The sequence below is a fragment of the Pseudomonas mercuritolerans genome, from assembly GCF_025706525.1.
GTDB lineage: Bacteria > Pseudomonadota > Gammaproteobacteria > Pseudomonadales > Pseudomonadaceae > Aquipseudomonas > Aquipseudomonas mercuritolerans.
Genome location: NZ_JAMSHA010000009.1, coordinates 1 through 16,874 on the forward strand (window position 1 = coordinate 1; position 16,874 = coordinate 16,874).

The following is a 16,874-nucleotide window of genomic DNA, read 5'->3' on the forward strand; positions in this document are numbered from 1 at the left end:
CTCTCTCAACTCCTTCCAGGCTTCGATGATCTGAAGCAAGCCGCTGTCGAAAACCGCGCAACTCTTTGAATCTCAAGGAGTTTTCCGTTTCGACTGCGCCGGAAGTGGGGCGAATTATAGACCTCTGGAATCTGCCGTCAACCGTTAATTTCGCTTTTCTTGCAGATTCTGCTTTTTACCCAGCAAACGCGGGATTCGCCTCGTCACCGACGGTAGACGAAGCAACAAAAGCACGCCACCTATAAAGGCATAAATCGTCCACTCCTCCAGATCGGCTCGCACAATCCACAGCATATGCAGCAACCCCAGTCCCAGGATCACGTACACCAGCCGATGCAGCTTCTTCCAGCGAGTACCCAAACGACGCTGACTATAACGATTGGACGTTAACGCCAATATCAGCAATCCGAGGAAGCCCAGCGCACCGACAATAATGTACGGCCGCTTGCGCAGCTCAACGCCCAACTGTGACCAGTCGAACCCGAGGATAAACGCCATATAGCTGAACAGATGCAGCGTCACATAAGCAAAACACCAAAGCCCTAACTGTCGGCGCACTGCAATCCACCCCGCCCAGCCGCTCAGCTTTTGCAACGGCGTCATGCTCAGCGTAATCAACAGCAACACCAGCGTGCCAAGCCCGAGACGATCAACCAGCACCTTGCCCGGATCAGGCCCGAGCAGATCGGCGAACGCTTGATAGAACCACAGCAATGGCCACACCGCCGCAGCAATGAAAACGCCCACTCGCCAGAACGGATAGCGCATCAGTAGTTCTTCCGCAGATCGAGCCCTGTATATAAAGAAGCGACTTCATCCGAGTAGCCGTTGAACATCTGCGTATCGCGCACATTCGGTTTGAACAGGCTGTTCGGCAAGCGCCGCTCGCGGGCCTGGGTCCAGCGCGGATGATCAACCGTCGGATTCACATTCGCATAGAAGCCATACTCATCGGCAGCAATGCTTTGCCAGGTAGTCTTCGGCTGCTCGCTGACCAGACTGATGCGCACAATGGACTTCACGCTTTTAAAGCCGTACTTCCACGGCACCACCAGACGCAAAGGTGCGCCGTTCTGGTTCGGCAGTTCGCGGCCATACATGCCCACCGCCAAGATCGCCAAAGGATTCATCGCCTCATCGAGACGCAAGCCTTCGACATACGGCCAGTCGATCAAGGCAAAACCGGAACGCTGGCCGGACATGCTCTTGGGATCTTGCAGGGTTTCGAAGCGGATGTACTTGGCCTTGGAAGTCGGCTCGACCTGCTTGAGCAAGGCCGAGATGGGAAAGCCGATCCAGGGAATGACCATCGACCACGCCTCGACGCAACGCAGACGATAGATACGTTCCTCCAATTGATACGGTTTCATGAAGTCTTCCAGCGCATAACGCCCCGGCTTACCCACCTCCCCGTCAATCACCACGCTCCAGGGTTCGGTTTTCAGGTCGCCAGCGTTCCTCGCCGGATCGCCCTTGCCGGTACCGAACTCATAAAAGTTGTTGTAGTTCGTCGCGTCTTTATAAGGCGTGATCGCCTCGTCCTTGACGTTGACCGCCCCCCATTGAGTAAAAGGAAGCTTTTCGGCAAACCAGGCCGGAGCCTTGCCGGATTCGACATCAGAGTAGCGAGGGGCATCAGTTGCACTGGCCCAGCGCGGCAGGCTGCTCACGGCAATACCGGCAGCAGTGGCGCCGAGCAATTGGCGGCGGGAGAGATAAATGGCTTCAGGCGTGACATCCGACTCATGGCAGTCGGATGCTTTGGGGATCTTGATCAACATGACAACTCCGCAGCTTTGGAGGACAGGTGCACCCATAGACTGCGGAGTATGCGGGAAATTACATCACTCGGCGTTTTTGTGACGACGAAGACGCAACAGATATTGCACCGGACCGGACGCCGCATAGGCGAGGAATACCAGCAGCAGAATGCGCGGCGGATCACTGAACACGACAGCGAATACCAACACCACCGCAAGGATCGCCACGAACGGCACGCGCCCTTTCAGATCCAGCTCCTTGAAGCTGTTGTACTTGATGTTGCTGACCATCAGCATGCCGGCCGCCGCCACCATCAGCGCCACGAGGAACGACATTTTCGAACCCTGAATGCCGTAATCACTGAACGCCCAGACAATGCCGGCCACTACACCTGCCGCCGCCGGGCTGGCCAGACCAATGAAGTAGCGTTTGTCCGCCGTGCCGACCTGGGTGTTGAAACGCGCCAGACGCAATGCCGCACCCGCGACATAAATGAAGGCGACCATCCAGCCGACCTTGCCCATGTCGCCCAATGCCCAACCGAAGGCCAACAACGCCGGCGCGACACCGAACGCGACCATGTCCGACAGCGAGTCGTACTCGGCGCCGAAGGCACTTTGCGTATTGGTCATGCGCGCCACGCGACCATCGAGGCCGTCGAGCACCATCGCGACGAAGATCGCGATCGCGGCGAAGGCGAAGTACTTGCTCGCATTCACCGAGTCGCCGGCGCTCAATGCGGCCTGGGCGCTCATCGAGTTGATGATGGAATAAAAGCCTGCGAACAGGTTGGCAGTGGTGAACAGGTTCGGCAGCAGATAGATACCACGATGCCGGACTTTACGACCTTCAGCGTCGTGCCCTTCTTCGATATGTTCATCGATGGGCAGCAGGCTTTCGGCGTCGGAAGCCTTGTTCGGCTCTTCGGGACGTTCGCTCATGGACATTACCTTGCAACGGTTTGGAAAAAATTCGACAGAAGCTTGAGGACGACAGTTCGGCCACAAACGATGCAGCTTTATACCAGAAGCACCGGCCCAAACGAAAAAACGCGGCCGAGGCCGCGTTTTTCGTACAAGGGACGACGACTCAGTTCTTGGCTTTGTCGACGATCTTGTTGGCACCGATCCACGGCATCATGGAGCGCAGTTGCTCGCCGATGATTTCGATGCCGTGAGCGGCGTTGTTACGACGCTTGGCGGTCATCGAAGGGTAGCCGGTTGCGCCTTCGCTGATGAACATTTTGGCGTATTCGCCGTCCTGAATACGTTTCAGGGCGTTGCGCATGGCCTGACGGGATTCGGCGTTGATCACTTCCGGGCCAGTCACGTACTCGCCGTATTCGGCGTTGTTGGAGATCGAGTAGTTCATGTTGGCGATACCGCCTTCGTACATGAGGTCAACGATCAGCTTCAGTTCGTGCAGGCACTCGAAGTAGGCCATTTCCGGCGCGTAGCCAGCTTCAACCAGAGTTTCGAAACCGGCTTTTACCAGTTCAACGGTACCGCCGCACAGAACGGCTTGTTCGCCGAACAGGTCGGTTTCGGTCTCGTCCTTGAAGGTGGTTTCGATGATGCCGGTACGACCGCCACCGACGCCAGCAGCGTAGGACAGTGCAACGTTCTTGGCGTTGCCCGAAGCGTCCTGGTAGATCGCGATCAGGTCAGGGATACCGCCGCCTTTGACGAACTCGGAACGTACGGTGTGGCCCGGGGCTTTCGGCGCGATCATGATCACGTCGAGGTCGGCACGCGGAACAACCTGGTTGTAGTGAATCGCGAAGCCGTGGGAGAAGGCCAGAGTGGCGCCTTTCTTGATGTTCGGCTCGATTTCGTTCTTGTACAGCGAGGACTGGAACTCGTCCGGGGTCAGGATCATGACCAGGTCGGCAGCGGCAACAGCGGAAGCAACGTCGGTCACTTTCAGGCCGTGAGCTTCGGCTTTGGCAACGGTGGCCGAACCTTTACGCAGACCGACGGTAACGTCGACACCGGAGTCTTTCAGGTTGCACGCTTGAGCGTGGCCCTGGGAGCCGTAACCGATGATGGCAACTTTCTTGCCCTGGATGATCGACAGGTCGCAGTCTTTATCGTAGAAAACTTTCATGAATTTCCCCTTATATCCGGCCGTTCAGGCCATGCGCTAATTTGGTTTAGATGCTGAGTACTTTGTCGCCGCGAGCAATACCGGTCACGCCGCTGCGGACGGTCTCCAGAATCGATGCGGTGCCGATGGACTGAATGAAGCTGTCGAGCTTGTCGCTGGTACCGGTCAATTGAACGGTATACACGCTGGCGCTGACGTCGACGATCTGTCCACGGTAGATATCGGTGGTGCGTTTGATCTCGGCGCGCTGGGCGCCAGTGGCCTTGACCTTGACCAGCATCAGTTCACGCTCAATGTGAGCGCTTTCCGACAGGTCCACCAGCTTGACCACTTCGATCAGCTTGTTCAGGTTTTTGGTGATCTGCTCGATCACTTCATCGTGGCCCACGGTGGTCAGCGTCAGACGCGACAGGGTCGGGTCTTCGGTCGGGGCCACGGTCAGGCTTTCGATGTTGTAGTTGCGCTGCGAGAACAGGCCGACTACGCGAGACAGAGCGCCGGGTTCGTTTTCCAGAAGCAGGGAAATAATGTGCCGCATGATTAAGTACGCTCCGTCTTGCTCAGCCACATATCGCGCATGGAGCCGTCTTTGATCTGCATCGGGTAGACGTGCTCGCTGGTGTCGACCGCAACATCGATGATCACCAGGCGATCCTTCATGGCAAACGCTTCGGCCATCTTCGACTTCAAATCTTTCGATTCGGTGATGCGTACGCCAACGTGGCCGTAGGCTTCAGCCAGCTTGATGAAGTCGGGCAGCGATTCCATGTAGGAGTGCGAGTGACGGCTGCCGTAGCTCATGTCCTGCCACTGGCGAACCATGCCCAGCACACCGTTGTTGAGGATGACGATCTTCACCGGCAAGCCGTATTGCAGGCAGGTCGACAGCTCCTGGATGTTCATCTGGATACTGCCTTCGCCGGTGACGCAGGCAACGTCGTCGTCCGGGAAGCTCAGTTTGATGCCCATCGCGGCTGGCAGACCGAAGCCCATCGTGCCCAGGCCACCGGAGTTGATCCAGCGGTTCGGCTTGTTGAACGTGTAGTACTGCGCGGCAAACATCTGGTGCTGACCCACGTCGGAGGTCACAAAGGCGTCGCCCTTGGTCACTTCGCAGAGGGTTTCGATCACGGTCTGCGGCTTGATCTGGCTGCCGTCGCCCTTTTCATAAGGGAACAGGCCGCGATCACCGCGCCATTCATCCACCTGCTTCCACCAGCTGGCTACGGACTCCTTGTTCGGGGTCTCGCCGATTTCCTTGAGAATCGCGACCATTTCGGTCAGGACGCTCTCGACCGGACCCACGATCGGCACGTCGGCCTTGATGGTCTTGGAAATCGACGCCGGGTCGATGTCGATATGGATGATCTTGGCGTTCGGGCAGAATTTCGCCGGGCCGTTGATCACGCGATCGTCGAAGCGTGCGCCCACTGCGAGGATCACGTCGGCATGGTGCATCGCCAGGTTCGCGGTGTAGCTGCCGTGCATACCCAGCATGCCGATGAACTGACGGTCAGTGCCTGGGAAAGCGCCCAGACCCATCAACGTGTTGGTCACCGGCAGGTTGAGCATTTTCGCCAGTTCGGTCAGTTGCGCGGAGCCATTGCCGAGAATCACGCCGCCGCCGGAGTACAGCACCGGGCGCTTGGCCGCCAACAACATTTCGGCTGCTTTGCGGATCTGCCCGGAGTGACCGCGAACGGCCGGGCTGTAGGAGCGCAGCTTGGCTTTTTTCGGAAAAACGTATTCGAACTTTTCGGCCGGGTTGGTCATGTCTTTCGGGATGTCGACAACGACCGGGCCCGGACGACCGGATTGCGCCAGGTAGAAGGCCTTCTTCATGACTTCCGGGATTTCCGAAGCGTGCTTGATCATGAAGCTGTGCTTCACGATCGGCCGGGAGATACCGATCATGTCGGTTTCCTGGAACGCGTCGGTGCCGACCATGGTGCTTGGCACCTGACCGGAAATGATCACCATCGGAATCGAGTCCATATAGGCGGTGGCGATACCGGTGATGGCGTTTGTGGCGCCTGGACCGGAAGTCACCAATACCACGCCGGCTTTACCGGTGGCACGGGCGTAGCCGTCAGCCATATGGGTCGCCGCTTGTTCGTGACGAACCAGGATGTGGGTCACTTCCGGTTCTTTGAACAGGGCATCGTAAACATGCAGGAGAGCACCACCCGGGTACCCGTAGATATATTTGACGCCTTCGTCACGCAAAAAGCGGACGAGCATCTCACCGCCAGATAAAAGCTCCACGTTGTTCACCTCTAAAACGCCAGAATACCGTCCACAAAAAAGGGGCGGGTCTTAATAGGTTTACTTCTCGGCAGAGCATGAGCGACGGTGGTCGCCGACTACGTCAGCACTGACTGAGCAAGTATTGGGATCGTCCCAAGTGTTGCGGGCCTTTCCCACCCAGCGCGAGGTAACGCGTTGCGGGTGTAACAGGTCGGCGCGGATGTGCGCCTCATGATCTACCGAGTGGGTCTGCTTCTGGCAGTCCCTCTACAGCGGACTTTGGATTCTTCTGTTTCGCCCTCTGCAAGTCAAGTCGTCTGTGGGGTTAATTGTGGGTAAGCACATGAGAACGCAAGAAAAAACCTGAAAAGCGCTACTCTGTTAGCGTCAATTGCGCATTTTTGCCAAGGAATCAGCATGCGAACGCTCCTCCTCACTCTGCTGATCGGTCTCAGCCCATGGTGCTCGGCCGCTCAAATCTACAAATGGGTCGATGCCCAAGGCGTCACGCATTTCGATGCGCAGCCTCCGCAGGGCCAACCGTCGACGACCGTACAGACGCCCTCCTCACCCGCGCCGAAAGCGGCGCCGATGCCGGGCGGCGGCGTCCTTGGCGATCAGAAAGCCATCGATGCCAAGGTGAAGAAACAGGTCGCCGAGCAGCAGGCGCATCTCAAGGCGTTTTGCGAACAGGCACGCACAAACCTGGCGCAACTGCAGAACAATCCGCGCTTGCGTGAGGAGGTCGAGGGGGATGTGCGCAGGCTCGACGATACACAGCGTCAGGAACGCATCGTCGAGGCGAAGAAGCAGATAGCCGAGAACTGCTCGTAGGCACGCTGCCGGATCTGTGTGAGAGCTGTGTAGGAGCTGACGAGTGCAACGAGGCTGCGATCTTTTGATCTTGCTCTTCAACAGCAAAATCAAAAGATCGCAGCCTTCGGCAGCTCCTACACAACCGCGCTCAGCGGGATGCAGTGATCAGCAGGTCGAACTCTTTGAGCAGTACCTGCAACTGACGATCCTTGCCGCCAAGGTTGCGCTGGGCGAAGACCATTTCCGCCATTTCCTGAATACCCGAGGCGTTCGGCAAGGGCAGATCCTGTTCGAGGATCATCTTCATGCGCGGCAGGAAGATCCATTGCAGCCATTGCTCGAAGTCCAGCGTGTCGACGGAAAACGGCTCGACACTGCTCAGCGCTTCGGCGGACGGCTCAACCTCATCCCACCAGCCCTGAGTGCGCAGCTCGCGTTCGATCAACAACAGCTGATCGGCGATTTTCGGGAAACGCACGTCCATCACAGGGAAACCTTGGCCTTCTGACGGGCCAGCGCAGCACCGGCGGAATCGCCTTGTTTCTCACGGGACTGAGCGATGATTTCCCACAGGCTGGCTTGCAGGTCCGGACGACCGTTGGCCATGGTCAGCGCACGACGGGCAAATTGCTCGGCTTGCGGCGCATCGCCCTGGGCCATGCGCACCTGCGCCAGACGGTAAAGCACTTGTGGCTCGCGCGGGGCGACACGTTGCGCCCGCTCCAGGCTGGAAGAGGCACCGTTGAGGTCGCCGCCGGCCTGCTGCTGTTGCGCGGTGGTCAGCAAGGCGAGTACCGGGCCGTCCAGTTGCTCATCCGCCGACAGGCCACCGCCACTGCTGGCCGAAGGAATGCCACTTGGCGTCGACGGCATGCTGTAGCTGCCGGAGTTGATCGGCGCCGACTCAACCGCCGATGGGTTGTACGGCCCCGACGTGATACCGCCGGATGCAGGCCCCGGGACGATCGGCGAAGAGCTGATCGGTGTCGACACCGCCGCGCCGCCGCCCGGCACCATCACCACTACGCCGGTATCGCCTTGCGGAATCGCCTGAGGCTGGCCCTGCGCCGGGCGCTTGACCGTGGTCTGGCGGAAACCGCCATTGGCGCCGATGCGTTCGCTGTTGGACACGGCCGTGCCCGAATCCACCACGGGAATCGAACCACGCTGTACGGTGGAGCAGCCGCTGAGCAAAGCCACGGCGGTCACCGCTGGAATCAACCACTTGTTCACTTGAAACCCTCTTTGCTTAATTCATCCAGCCCTTGACCCAGTCCATCACCGATTCCGGCGAGGCAGGTGTTTCGCTTGCACACGCGGCGCCGGGTGGCGGCTCGCTGCCGCGAATATACGGCATCTGTACCGCGCCGGGGCAGTTGGCATCGGAGCCCTGGCCGGTGCGCGAGTCGACCCAGGCCTGCACGACGTTGTCCGGCTGCGGCATGTCCAGCGGCAGCGGATCGGCCTTGCGCATGAAACTGGTCCAGACCTGCAGCGCACCGGTGGCCCCGGTGAACGGCGTCTTGCCGTTGTCGTCGCGGCCGAGCCAGACCACTGCCAGCAGATCCTGACTGAAACCGGCGAACCAGCTGTCGCGCGAATCGTTACTGGTACCGGTCTTGCCCGCCAGGGTCAGGGTCTTGGGCAGCACGTTATAAACCGAACTGCCGGTACCTTCACGCATCACCCGCTGCATGGCGTTCTGGATCAGGTAAATCGAGGCAGGATCGAAGCGCTGTTCGATCTGGAACGGATAACGCTTGAGCGGCTCGCCCTCGGCGGTCAACACGCTGCGAATGCCGCGCATCGGCGTATTGAAACCACCGTTAGCCAGCGTCTGGTACATGGTTGCCACTTCGATCGGCGTCATGCCGCCAGCGCCCAGCAGCATCGACGGGAACGCCGGGAATTCACGGGTAACGCCCAGGCGACCCACGGTCTTGAGCACATTCGGCACACCGACTTCCAGGCCCAGACGCGAGGTCGACAGGTTGTAGGAATGCGCCAGGCCCTGGTAGAGGAAAACCGTACCGTGGGAGCGACGATCGTAGTTCTGCGGCTTCCACACCTGACCGTTGGCGCCCTTGACCGACAGCGGATCGTCCGACAGCCAACTGGTCAGCGTGTACTGGCTCGGCTTCTCGAGCGCGGTCAGGTACACCGCCGGTTTGATCAAAGAACCAATCGGGCGCACCGCATCCAGGGCACGGTTGAACCCGGCGTAGCTGGCCTGACGACTGCCAATCATCGCCTGGACTTCGCCGGTTTCCGGGTTGGTCACGACCATCGCCGCTTCGACGTCATCCGAGCCCTTGCGCCCGGCCAGACGCTTGAACGTGTCGTTGACCGAGGCTTCGGCTTTCATCTGCAGAATCGGGTCGAAACTGGTGAAGATGCGCAGGCCTTCTTCGGTCAAGTCTTCGTCGCGGTAATCTTCGCGCAACTGACGTTTGACCAGGTCGATAAAGCCCGGGAACGAGCTGTCGGCGAGCTTGCCGCGAGTCGTCACGCCGAGCGGCATTTTCTTCGCCGCTTCGACCTGCTCGGGGGTTGCCACGCCTTGCTGCGCCAGCACGTCGAGGACCAGATTGCGCCGCTCCAGCGCGCGCTCCGGGTTGCGACGCGGGTTGTAGTAGGACGGCCCCTTGACCATGCCGACCAGCATCGCCACCTGATGCAGTTTCAGTTCGGACAAAGGCTGGCCGAAGAAGAACTGGCTGGCCAGGCCGAAACCGTGCACCGCGCGCTGACCGTCCTGGCCGACGAAGACTTCGTTGAGGTAGGCCTCAAGGATTTCCTTCTTGTCGTAATGCAGTTCGAGCAGCAACGCCATCATCGCTTCGGTGAGCTTGCGGGTCAGGCTGCGTTCGCTGGTCAGGTAGAAGTTCTTCACCAACTGCTGGGTCAGCGTACTGCCGCCCTGGGTCATCTTGCCGCCGGAGGTGTTGATCCACACGGCGCGGGCGATCGATTTCGGCGACACGCCCCAGTGGCTGTAGAAGTCGCGGTCTTCCACAGCGATCAGGGTTTCGAGCAGGTAAGGCGGCACCTGATCGAGCTTGATCAGGATGCGGTCTTCAAGATTTTTCGGGTAAATGCCGCCGATCATCAGCGGCTCGAGGCGCACCACCGACAGTTTCGAACCGTTGGTCGAGGACAGCTCAGCAACGTAATCACCGGAGAAACGCACACGCACTGGCTGCGGCTTTTCCAGACCTTCATAGAACTGGAAGCCACGGGTGTTCAGGTCAACCGTATTGCCGCTGACGGCTGCGGCGCCGGGGCCGTTGCTCACGGCTTCGCGGCGATAGCCGAGGGCATCGAGTTCGGTGAGGAAATCGTCCTTGCTGAGCTTCTGTCCGACGAACAGCTCGAGCGGGCGCGCGTACACCTTGGCCGGGATGGTCCAGCGCTTGCCGGAGAACTTCTCCTGCACCACGGCATCGAGGTAAACGGCGAAGCCGGCCAGCACTACAAGGCCGACCAGGCTGAGTTTAATGGCCCAGCTCAACCATGGGCTGAGGCCCTTGGCTGGTGGTTTTTTCTTGGTACGGGGGGATCGGGATCGAGTCATGGCGGCGGATTATACGCACTTTATCGATCGTCAACAGGCACGCGCGGAGGTTTGCGTCAGGCGGGCAAGCAGCCATAATGGCCGCCTCGAATTCCCCCGTCTCTGAAGGATCGCCCGTGAGCCAGTCCCTGATCGCTGCCCTGCAAAACCCGGCCCTCTACCCGCATCCCATCGAAGGGTTTCAGGTCATCGAAACCCACATTTCGTGGGTCATTCTCACCGGCCCCTTTGCCTATAAAGTGAAGAAGCCGGTGAATTTCGGCTTCCTCGACTTCACCAGCCTCGACGCACGTGCGCATTTCTGCGCTGAAGAGCTGCGTCTGAACCAGCGTCTGACCGCTGATTTGTATCTGGACGTGTTGCCAATCACCGGCAGCATCGAGGCACCGCAATTGGGCGGCGACGGCCCGGCTATCGAATACGTGCTGAAAATGCGCCAGTTCCCGCAGAGCGGCTTGCTCAGCACGCTGCAAGCCAATGGCGAGCTGACCACTCAGCACATCGATGCGCTGGCCGAGCAGATCGCGCATTTCCATATCAATGCACCGAAAGTCCCGGCCGAACACGACGCTGGCACTCCGGACAGCGTGATGGCGCCAGTTTCGCAAAACTTCGAGCAGATTCTGCCATTCCTCAGCGACAAGAACGATTTGCTGCAACTCGAGGCACTCAAAGCCTGGGCCGAGAGCAGCTTCGAACGCCTCAAGCCGTTGTTCGCCGCGCGCAAGGCCCAAGGCTTCACCCGCGAGTGCCACGGCGACATCCATCTGGGCAACGCCACGGTCATCGACGGCAATGTGGTGATCTTCGACTGCATCGAGTTCAACGAGCCGTTCCGTTTCACTGACGTCTGGGCCGACACCGGTTTCCTCGCCATGGACCTGGAAGACCGTGGCCTGAAATCGCTCGCGCGTCGCCTCATCAGCCAGTACTTGGAACTGACCGGCGACTATGAGGGCCTGGAAGTGCTGAACTTCTATAAAGCCTACCGCGCGCTGGTGCGGGCCAAAGTTGCGCTGTTCAGCATGCCGGCAGATGCGACTGCAGTGCAGCGCGCCACCACCCTGCGCCAGTACCGCAACTACGCCAACCTGGCGGAAAGCTACAGCACCATTCCTTCGCGCTTCATGGCCATTACCCACGGTGTTTCCGCCGTCGGCAAGAGTCATGTGGCCATGCGCCTGGTCGAAGCGCTGGGCGCGATTCGCCTGCGTTCCGATGTCGAGCGCAAGCGCCTGTTTGGCGAGCAGACTGTTGCCAACGACGTGCAGGCCGGCATTTACAGCGCCGATGCCAGCACCGCGACCTACGCGCGCCTGCATGAAATCGCCGAGGTGATCCTGCACGCCGGGTTCCCGGTAGTGATCGACGCGACCTATCTCAAACGCGAGCAGCGCGACAACGCGGCGAAGATTGCCGAAGCCACCGGCACGCCGTTTTTGATTCTCGACTGCAACGCCCCGCAAGCCGTGATCGAGAGCTGGCTGGCGATGCGTCAGGCCGACCAGAAGGATCCGTCCGACGCCACCCTCGCCGTGATCGAAGCGCAACAGGCCAATCGCGAAGCGTTGACGCCGGAAGAAATCCTCCGTAGCAAACGCGTGCAGACCAATGAATCCGGCACGCTGGACACGGTGGTCGCGCAGATCCGTCAGCGCCTGCCGGGTCTGTAAAAAACTATTTCGGCCGTGAAGCCCTCGCTCGCTTCACGGCCGGCAAATAGTGGCACTATACTGGCGTCATAAAACCAACAGGTGATCTGACATGAGCCAGCCAAAACTGCTCGACACTCCGCTTTACGCCCTGCTGCACAAAGATGACATCGCAGGCTTCAACAAGGAACGCCCACAGGATGGCCCGATCGACATGGTCGGCGGCGATTTCCGTGGTCTCGATCTGCGTGAACTGAATGCCGATAACGTGGATTTCCGCGATGCGTACTTCCGCTCCGCCGATCTGCGCGGCATCGACTTCCGCAAGGCATCGCTCGAAGGCGCCAGCCTGGCCCATGCGCAGATTTCCGGGGCATACTTTCCGCCGGAGCTGAGTGCTGACGAGATTCTGATGTCGATGAATTTCGGCACGCGGCTGCGCTATCGCACCCGCTGAAACCTGGAGATCTTCCTGACACCACGCCTTTCCCCTGTGGGAGCGAGCCTGCTCGCGAAGGCGTAGTGTCAGTGGGTATCGATTGTGTCTGATACGCCCTCTTCGCGAGCAGGCTCGCTCCCACATTGTTAACCGCCTAACTCGCTTCCTTCTGCGTTCGCAGGCCTTTTACCCCCTTTCTTAGAAGCTTTTGCGTCGAATCCGACCAAACAATCACGCTTTTCCTACTGATGGCTACACTGCTGAGAAGCTCGCCCACGCACCATTCGGCCGTCGCAAGGAGGCTTGATGAATGATGAACTGCAACACCTGAAAAATCTTGGCAAGACATCGGCGCAATGGCTGCATGCCGTGGGCATCCACAGCGCCTCGGACTTGCGTCGCCTCGGTGCAGTGGACGCCTACCGGGCCGTGCGTACTCGGGGGTTTCGCGCATCGAAGGTGTTGTTGTATGCGATCGAGGGCGCGTTGATGGACGTGCACTGGAACGATATCCCCGCCGAGCGCAAGGACGCCTTGAACAAACAGCTCGAGGCCATTTCCGCGCGTCACAAGAACTGAACAGGCGCTGACGCCATGTATTTACTGGGGGAACAATCGGCCCACGCCGACGCATTGATCAATCGCTTGCAGAATCTTCCCGGGCAATGGCTGCAGGATTTGTCGCCATGCGCGCCGGTCATCGAGCTGGAGGCAACGGACGATCTGTTTGCACAGGTGCCGAGCGATCAGTTGTTTCTGCTGACCGAGGGCGTGGTGCATGGCTGCATTGCAGGCCGAGCGCTGTTCTATTGGCAGGAAGGTGATCTGCTCGGCCTGCAACGTGGCGAGCAATGGAGCGACTGCCGCATTTGCAGCGACAGCGCTGTGCGCCTAGTGCCCTATGGGCGCGATGAGGTTTTGCAGCATTTGTATGCCGACCCTGATCGATCGGAGCAGTTGCTGAGCTATCTGCTCGGGCAAATGGCGCTGCTCGCCCATGCCGTGGCCGAGTTGAAACCCCGGGAGTTTCGCAGCACCAACGGCTTCAAACGCGTTGAGGCGGGCGCCGTGCTGATTCAACAGGGCGATGCAGCGGATCATGTCTTCGTGATTATCGACGGGCATGCCGAGGCTTTTGTTGATGGGCACAAGGTCGGCGACGTGCCGAGGGACGAGATTTTCGGCGCCCTGGCGTTGTTCACCGGCGAGCCGCGCAACGCCACGGTAGTCACGTCAGAGCCGAGCACGGTGATGTTGATTCCCGGTGATCAGTTTTTGAGCATGACCCGCAGCAATCCGAAGATCGCCCACAGCTTGATCGAGGGGATGGCTCGACGCATCGGCCAGTTGAATCGGCAGATTACGCATTTGACGACGCATCGTATCTAGCGCAAACCCCTTAGTTTGCGTGGCCTCGAGATCATTCGAAAAACTAAATTACAGATTTGCAAAATCAGCGGTTGACGCGGTAATGAGAATCGCTATGATTATCACAACTGGTCGCGAGATCAGTCGATATTCTGAAAAGCCCTTGGTTCGGACTCTCAGATTATCTCCTCATCAGGCTAATCACGGTTATTTGACCCGGTTTTTTACCGGGTCTTTTTTTTGCCTGTGGAAAAGTCATTTGGCGAACTGTTGTCGCATCTGTTCGCAGTAATCCGGCTTCGGCGTGGCAGGCGTGTACCAGACGTAATCGGCCATCGCCGCCGTTACCACATCGCCCTGCTCGGCCAGCATCAATACGATCGGCGCCTTGCCAGCGCCGAGATCCGACAGATGCAGCGGCACGCCAACATCCTTGCGCGCATGCCAGGCACCGGCCAGCAGAATCGAAGGCATCGGCGCCGCCAGCATGCGTTCGGCCATTCGCCGATCACGCTGTTGCTGAATCGCCAGCATTGCCGGCATCTGTGATTCGGGCAGCAGGCCGCAGTGGGATTCACTGACTTGCCCAAGCAAAGTTTTTTTAACCGAAAGCGCATTGCTGCGCGCACCGTTCAGAGCCGGTGGATTTCGGTAAAACGCGCGGATTTCGCTGTCATCGAGATTGGCCGCCAGCAACGGATACGGTTGCGTCAGGGCGAAGCGCACGATCGGCCCGTAAAGATTCCAGTCCCAGCCCTCTTGCCAGGCCAATGCCGCGGGCAGGTCTGCCGGAACGGATTTCGACTGGCGCGCCGCATCGACTTTCGCTTGTTGATCCGGCGTGAGCATTTCCAGCAGCAGACTGCCTTGCGCCCGTTGCTCGCCGAGCGCCTGCAACAGCCACAACTGTGCGGCATGGTGATCGGCGTTGTCGTGCTGCTCACCGATGATCAAACGCTCAGGCTCAGCCAGACGCGTCAGCAATTGCTGCGCCGTAAGTACCTCGCCGCTGCGCAGATCGCGGATATCAGCGCCCACCGGCGGAACCGCCACGTGCTGACACCCCGCGAGCAACACCAGCGCCAACAACCACAATCCACGCATGCGACACCTCGATGATTGATCAGCGGGCGATGATCAGCGGATGCCCACGCTCCGGGTGCGGCTGCACCAATACCTCCAGGCCGAACACCGCTTTTAGCGTATCCGGGCGCAGCACCTGCTGCGGAGTATCCAGCGCGACCGGGCGCCCCTCCTCCAGCAGCAGCACGCGATCACAATAACGCGCCGCCAGATTCAGATCATGCAGGATCACCAGTACCGCCGCGCCGCGATCGGCGAACTCGCGCACCGCCTGCAAGGTGGTGTGCTGATGCAGCGGATCGAGCATCGAGGTCGGTTCGTCGAGCAACAAGGTTTGCCCGGCCTTACCCGGCCAGAGTTGCGCCAGCACCCGCGCCAGATGCACGCGCTGACGCTCGCCACCTGACAACGCCAGATAGCTGCGCCCACTCAGGTGCCCGGCATCGGCGGCGGCCAGCGCTGCCGCGACGATTTCGTCATCACGTACGCGCCCGGTCTGGTACGGCAAACGGCCCATGCCGACGACCTCTTCCACGGCGAAGGCAAAGTCCAGCGTTGAAACCTGCGGCAACACCGCCAGTCGTTGTGCCCGCTGCGTTCCGCTCCAGTGGCTCAACGCCTGACCTTCGAGCGAGACATTGCCGTCACTGGCGGGCAACTCACCACACAATGCGCCAAGCAACGTGCTTTTGCCGGCGCCGTTCGGTCCCAGCACGCCAAGCACTTGACCGGGTTCGAGCCTGAGCGTGACTCCACTAAGCACAGCTTTGCGGCCACGGCGGACATGCAGATCGCGCGCAGACAGCATCAGGCACGCCCTCGCAGCAGCAGATAAAGAAAGAACGGCGCGCCGATAAACGCAGTAACAATGCCGATCGGCAACTCCGCCGGCACCAGCGCCAGACGCGCCACCAGATCGGCGAGCAATAACAGGCTCGCACCGGCCAGCACCGAGGCTGGCAACAGAACTTTGTGATCCGGGCCGGCCAGCAGGCGCACCAGATGCGGCACCACCAGCCCGACAAAACCGATCATGCCCGCCGCCGCAACCGCCGCGCCAACGCCCAGCGCGGTGCAGAACACCAGTTCGCGCTTGAGCCGTTCGACATCGATGCCCAGATGACCGGCCTCGGATTCACCGAGCAACAAGGCATTCAATGCCTTGGCCCGACGCGGCAGCCACAGCGCCACGCCGATGGTGATGATCAGTAAGGGCCACAGTCGCGCGTAACTGGCGCCGTTGAGGCTGCCCAGATTCCAGAACGTCAGGGTGCGCAGCGTGGCGTCATCGGCCAGGTAAGTGAACAGACCGACCGCCGAACTGGCCAGCGCCGTCAGCGCGATACCGGCCAGCAACATGGTCGCCACATGCGTCTGACCGTTGCGCCGGCCCAGCCGGTAGACCAGCGCCGTCACCCCGAGCCCGCCAAGAAACGCACACACCGACAACAGATACGGCCCGAACCACTCCGGCAGGCCGCCGAATAACGAACCGCCGACAATCGCAATCGCCGCGCCAAGCGCCGCGCCACTGGACACCCCGACCAGCCCCGGATCGGCCAGCGGATTACGAAACAGGCCCTGCATTGCCACCCCCGACAGCGCCAGCACGCCGCCGACCGCCAAGCCGAGCAAGGTTCGCGGCAGGCGGATCTGGCCGAGAATCAGCTCGGCCTGCTCCAATCCTTGCGGCGCCAGCGGCACGCCGATCAGACGCAGCGCCGCGCGCAGGGTATCGAACAACGGCAGGCTCACCGGCCCCAATGCCAGCGACAGCCAGATCGCCAGCAGACACAGCAATGTCAGGCCGATAAACAAGCCGCGGGGT

General features: G+C 60.0%; 17 protein-coding genes. 5 read left to right on the forward strand and 12 right to left on the reverse strand.

Annotated features, from left to right (window positions below; translation table 11 throughout):
* Window positions 1-144: 144 nt before the first annotated feature.
* The 6 genes from msrQ to ND528_RS22940 all read right to left on the reverse strand — a co-directional run bounded on the left by msrQ (window position 145) and on the right by ND528_RS22940 (window position 6,132).
* Window positions 145-768: a protein-methionine-sulfoxide reductase heme-binding subunit MsrQ gene (gene msrQ, locus ND528_RS22915; RefSeq protein WP_263471298.1), complete on the reverse strand. Its 624-nt coding sequence runs from the start codon at window positions 766-768 to the stop codon at window positions 145-147.
* On the reverse strand, window positions 768-1,781 hold the full coding sequence (msrP, locus tag ND528_RS22920) for a protein-methionine-sulfoxide reductase catalytic subunit MsrP (RefSeq protein ID WP_137215580.1): 1,014 nt from the start codon (window positions 1,779-1,781) through the stop codon (window positions 768-770). The genes msrQ and msrP overlap by 1 nt, the downstream gene beginning before the upstream one ends.
* Window positions 1,782-1,844: 63 nt before the next feature.
* Window positions 1,845-2,702 (reverse strand): CDP-diacylglycerol--serine O-phosphatidyltransferase, encoded by an 858-nt coding sequence (gene pssA / locus ND528_RS22925; RefSeq protein WP_016773182.1) that lies wholly within the window; start codon window positions 2,700-2,702, stop codon window positions 1,845-1,847.
* 148 nt (window positions 2,703-2,850) lie between these two features.
* Window positions 2,851-3,867 carry a ketol-acid reductoisomerase gene (ilvC, locus tag ND528_RS22930; RefSeq protein WP_003228216.1) on the reverse strand — a complete coding sequence of 339 codons (1,017 nt, stop codon included), beginning with the start codon at window positions 3,865-3,867 and terminating at the stop codon, window positions 2,851-2,853.
* A gap of 46 nt (window positions 3,868-3,913) precedes the next feature.
* Window positions 3,914-4,405: an acetolactate synthase small subunit gene (gene ilvN / locus ND528_RS22935; RefSeq protein WP_003176102.1), complete on the reverse strand. Its 492-nt coding sequence runs from the start codon at window positions 4,403-4,405 to the stop codon at window positions 3,914-3,916.
* Window positions 4,406-4,407: 2 nt separating this feature from the next.
* Window positions 4,408-6,132 (reverse strand): acetolactate synthase 3 large subunit, encoded by a 1,725-nt coding sequence (locus ND528_RS22940; protein ID WP_065616944.1) that lies wholly within the window; start codon window positions 6,130-6,132, stop codon window positions 4,408-4,410.
* A 399-nt stretch (window positions 6,133-6,531) separates the two neighbouring features.
* Here ND528_RS22940 and ND528_RS22945 point away from each other — a divergent pair, with 399 nt between their 5' ends.
* Entirely contained in the window at window positions 6,532-6,948 is a 417-nt protein-coding gene (locus tag ND528_RS22945) for a DUF4124 domain-containing protein (RefSeq protein ID WP_263471299.1), read from the forward strand.
* A gap of 130 nt (window positions 6,949-7,078) precedes the next feature.
* Here the strand turns inward: ND528_RS22945 and ND528_RS22950 are convergent, their stop codons facing one another.
* From ND528_RS22950 to mrcB, 3 genes are read right to left on the reverse strand one after another with little or no spacing between them, the layout of a single operon-like run.
* A complete protein-coding gene (locus tag ND528_RS22950; protein ID WP_016773180.1) occupies window positions 7,079-7,414 on the reverse strand; it encodes a YqcC family protein in 336 nt (111 codons plus the stop codon).
* The gene (locus ND528_RS22955) at window positions 7,414-8,163 is read right to left on the reverse strand and encodes a tetratricopeptide repeat protein (protein WP_263471300.1); all 750 of its coding nucleotides are present in this window, start codon (window positions 8,161-8,163) and stop codon (window positions 7,414-7,416) included. Before ND528_RS22955 ends, ND528_RS22950 begins: the two co-directional genes overlap by 1 nt.
* A 16-nt stretch (window positions 8,164-8,179) precedes the next feature.
* Window positions 8,180-10,504, reverse strand: coding sequence for a penicillin-binding protein 1B (mrcB, locus tag ND528_RS22960; protein ID WP_095181816.1), 2,325 nt, complete (start codon window positions 10,502-10,504; stop codon window positions 8,180-8,182).
* 116 nt (window positions 10,505-10,620) lie between these two features.
* On the opposite strand from mrcB, the gene ND528_RS22965 reads away from it, so the two are divergent.
* From ND528_RS22965 to ND528_RS22980, 4 genes are all read left to right on the forward strand, one after another.
* Window positions 10,621-12,177, forward strand: a complete 1,557-nt coding sequence (locus ND528_RS22965) for a bifunctional aminoglycoside phosphotransferase/ATP-binding protein (protein ID WP_263471301.1) — start codon at window positions 10,621-10,623, stop codon at window positions 12,175-12,177.
* Between the two features lie 91 nt (window positions 12,178-12,268).
* Window positions 12,269-12,613: a pentapeptide repeat-containing protein gene (locus ND528_RS22970; RefSeq protein WP_137215585.1), complete on the forward strand. Its 345-nt coding sequence runs from the start codon at window positions 12,269-12,271 to the stop codon at window positions 12,611-12,613.
* A 288-nt stretch (window positions 12,614-12,901) separates the two neighbouring features.
* Window positions 12,902-13,174 carry a TfoX/Sxy family protein gene (locus ND528_RS22975; RefSeq protein WP_016773175.1) on the forward strand — a complete coding sequence of 91 codons (273 nt, stop codon included), beginning with the start codon at window positions 12,902-12,904 and terminating at the stop codon, window positions 13,172-13,174.
* A gap of 15 nt (window positions 13,175-13,189) precedes the next feature.
* Window positions 13,190-13,984: a Crp/Fnr family transcriptional regulator gene (locus ND528_RS22980; RefSeq protein WP_263471302.1), complete on the forward strand. Its 795-nt coding sequence runs from the start codon at window positions 13,190-13,192 to the stop codon at window positions 13,982-13,984.
* A 234-nt stretch (window positions 13,985-14,218) separates the two neighbouring features.
* On the opposite strand, the gene ND528_RS22985 is transcribed toward ND528_RS22980, so the two are convergent.
* From ND528_RS22985 to ND528_RS22995, 3 genes are read right to left on the reverse strand one after another with little or no spacing between them, the layout of a single operon-like run.
* Complete coding sequence (locus tag ND528_RS22985) at window positions 14,219-15,067, reverse strand: ChaN family lipoprotein (protein ID WP_263471303.1); 849 nt, start codon at window positions 15,065-15,067, stop codon at window positions 14,219-14,221.
* 19 nt (window positions 15,068-15,086) lie between these two features.
* Window positions 15,087-15,857: a heme ABC transporter ATP-binding protein gene (locus tag ND528_RS22990; RefSeq protein ID WP_408005060.1), complete on the reverse strand. Its 771-nt coding sequence runs from the start codon at window positions 15,855-15,857 to the stop codon at window positions 15,087-15,089.
* Window positions 15,854-16,837 (reverse strand): FecCD family ABC transporter permease, encoded by a 984-nt coding sequence (locus tag ND528_RS22995; RefSeq protein ID WP_178084504.1) that lies wholly within the window; start codon window positions 16,835-16,837, stop codon window positions 15,854-15,856. Before ND528_RS22995 ends, ND528_RS22990 begins: the two co-directional genes overlap by 4 nt.
* Window positions 16,838-16,874 lie beyond the last annotated feature (37 nt).

What these genes read in the sequence shown, in the direction of transcription:
- msrQ (WP_263471298.1), bottom strand. Translation starts at nt 768, where the DNA reads ATGCGCTATCCGTTCTGGCGAGTGGGCGTTTTCATTGCTGCGGCGGTG.
- msrP (WP_137215580.1), bottom strand. Translation starts at nt 1,781, where the DNA reads ATGTTGATCAAGATCCCCAAAGCATCCGACTGCCATGAGTCGGATGTC.
- pssA (WP_016773182.1), bottom strand. Translation starts at nt 2,702, where the DNA reads ATGAGCGAACGTCCCGAAGAGCCGAACAAGGCTTCCGACGCCGAAAGC.
- ilvC (WP_003228216.1), bottom strand. Translation starts at nt 3,867, where the DNA reads ATGAAAGTTTTCTACGATAAAGACTGCGACCTGTCGATCATCCAGGGC.
- ilvN (WP_003176102.1), bottom strand. Translation starts at nt 4,405, where the DNA reads ATGCGGCACATTATTTCCCTGCTTCTGGAAAACGAACCCGGCGCTCTG.
- ND528_RS22945 (WP_263471299.1), top strand. Translation starts at nt 6,532, where the DNA reads ATGCGAACGCTCCTCCTCACTCTGCTGATCGGTCTCAGCCCATGGTGC.
- ND528_RS22950 (WP_016773180.1), bottom strand. Translation starts at nt 7,414, where the DNA reads ATGGACGTGCGTTTCCCGAAAATCGCCGATCAGCTGTTGTTGATCGAA.
- mrcB (WP_095181816.1), bottom strand. Translation starts at nt 10,504, where the DNA reads ATGACTCGATCCCGATCCCCCCGTACCAAGAAAAAACCACCAGCCAAG.
- ND528_RS22970 (WP_137215585.1), top strand. Translation starts at nt 12,269, where the DNA reads ATGAGCCAGCCAAAACTGCTCGACACTCCGCTTTACGCCCTGCTGCAC.
- ND528_RS22975 (WP_016773175.1), top strand. Translation starts at nt 12,902, where the DNA reads ATGAATGATGAACTGCAACACCTGAAAAATCTTGGCAAGACATCGGCG.
- ND528_RS22980 (WP_263471302.1), top strand. Translation starts at nt 13,190, where the DNA reads ATGTATTTACTGGGGGAACAATCGGCCCACGCCGACGCATTGATCAAT.
- ND528_RS22985 (WP_263471303.1), bottom strand. Translation starts at nt 15,067, where the DNA reads ATGCGTGGATTGTGGTTGTTGGCGCTGGTGTTGCTCGCGGGGTGTCAG.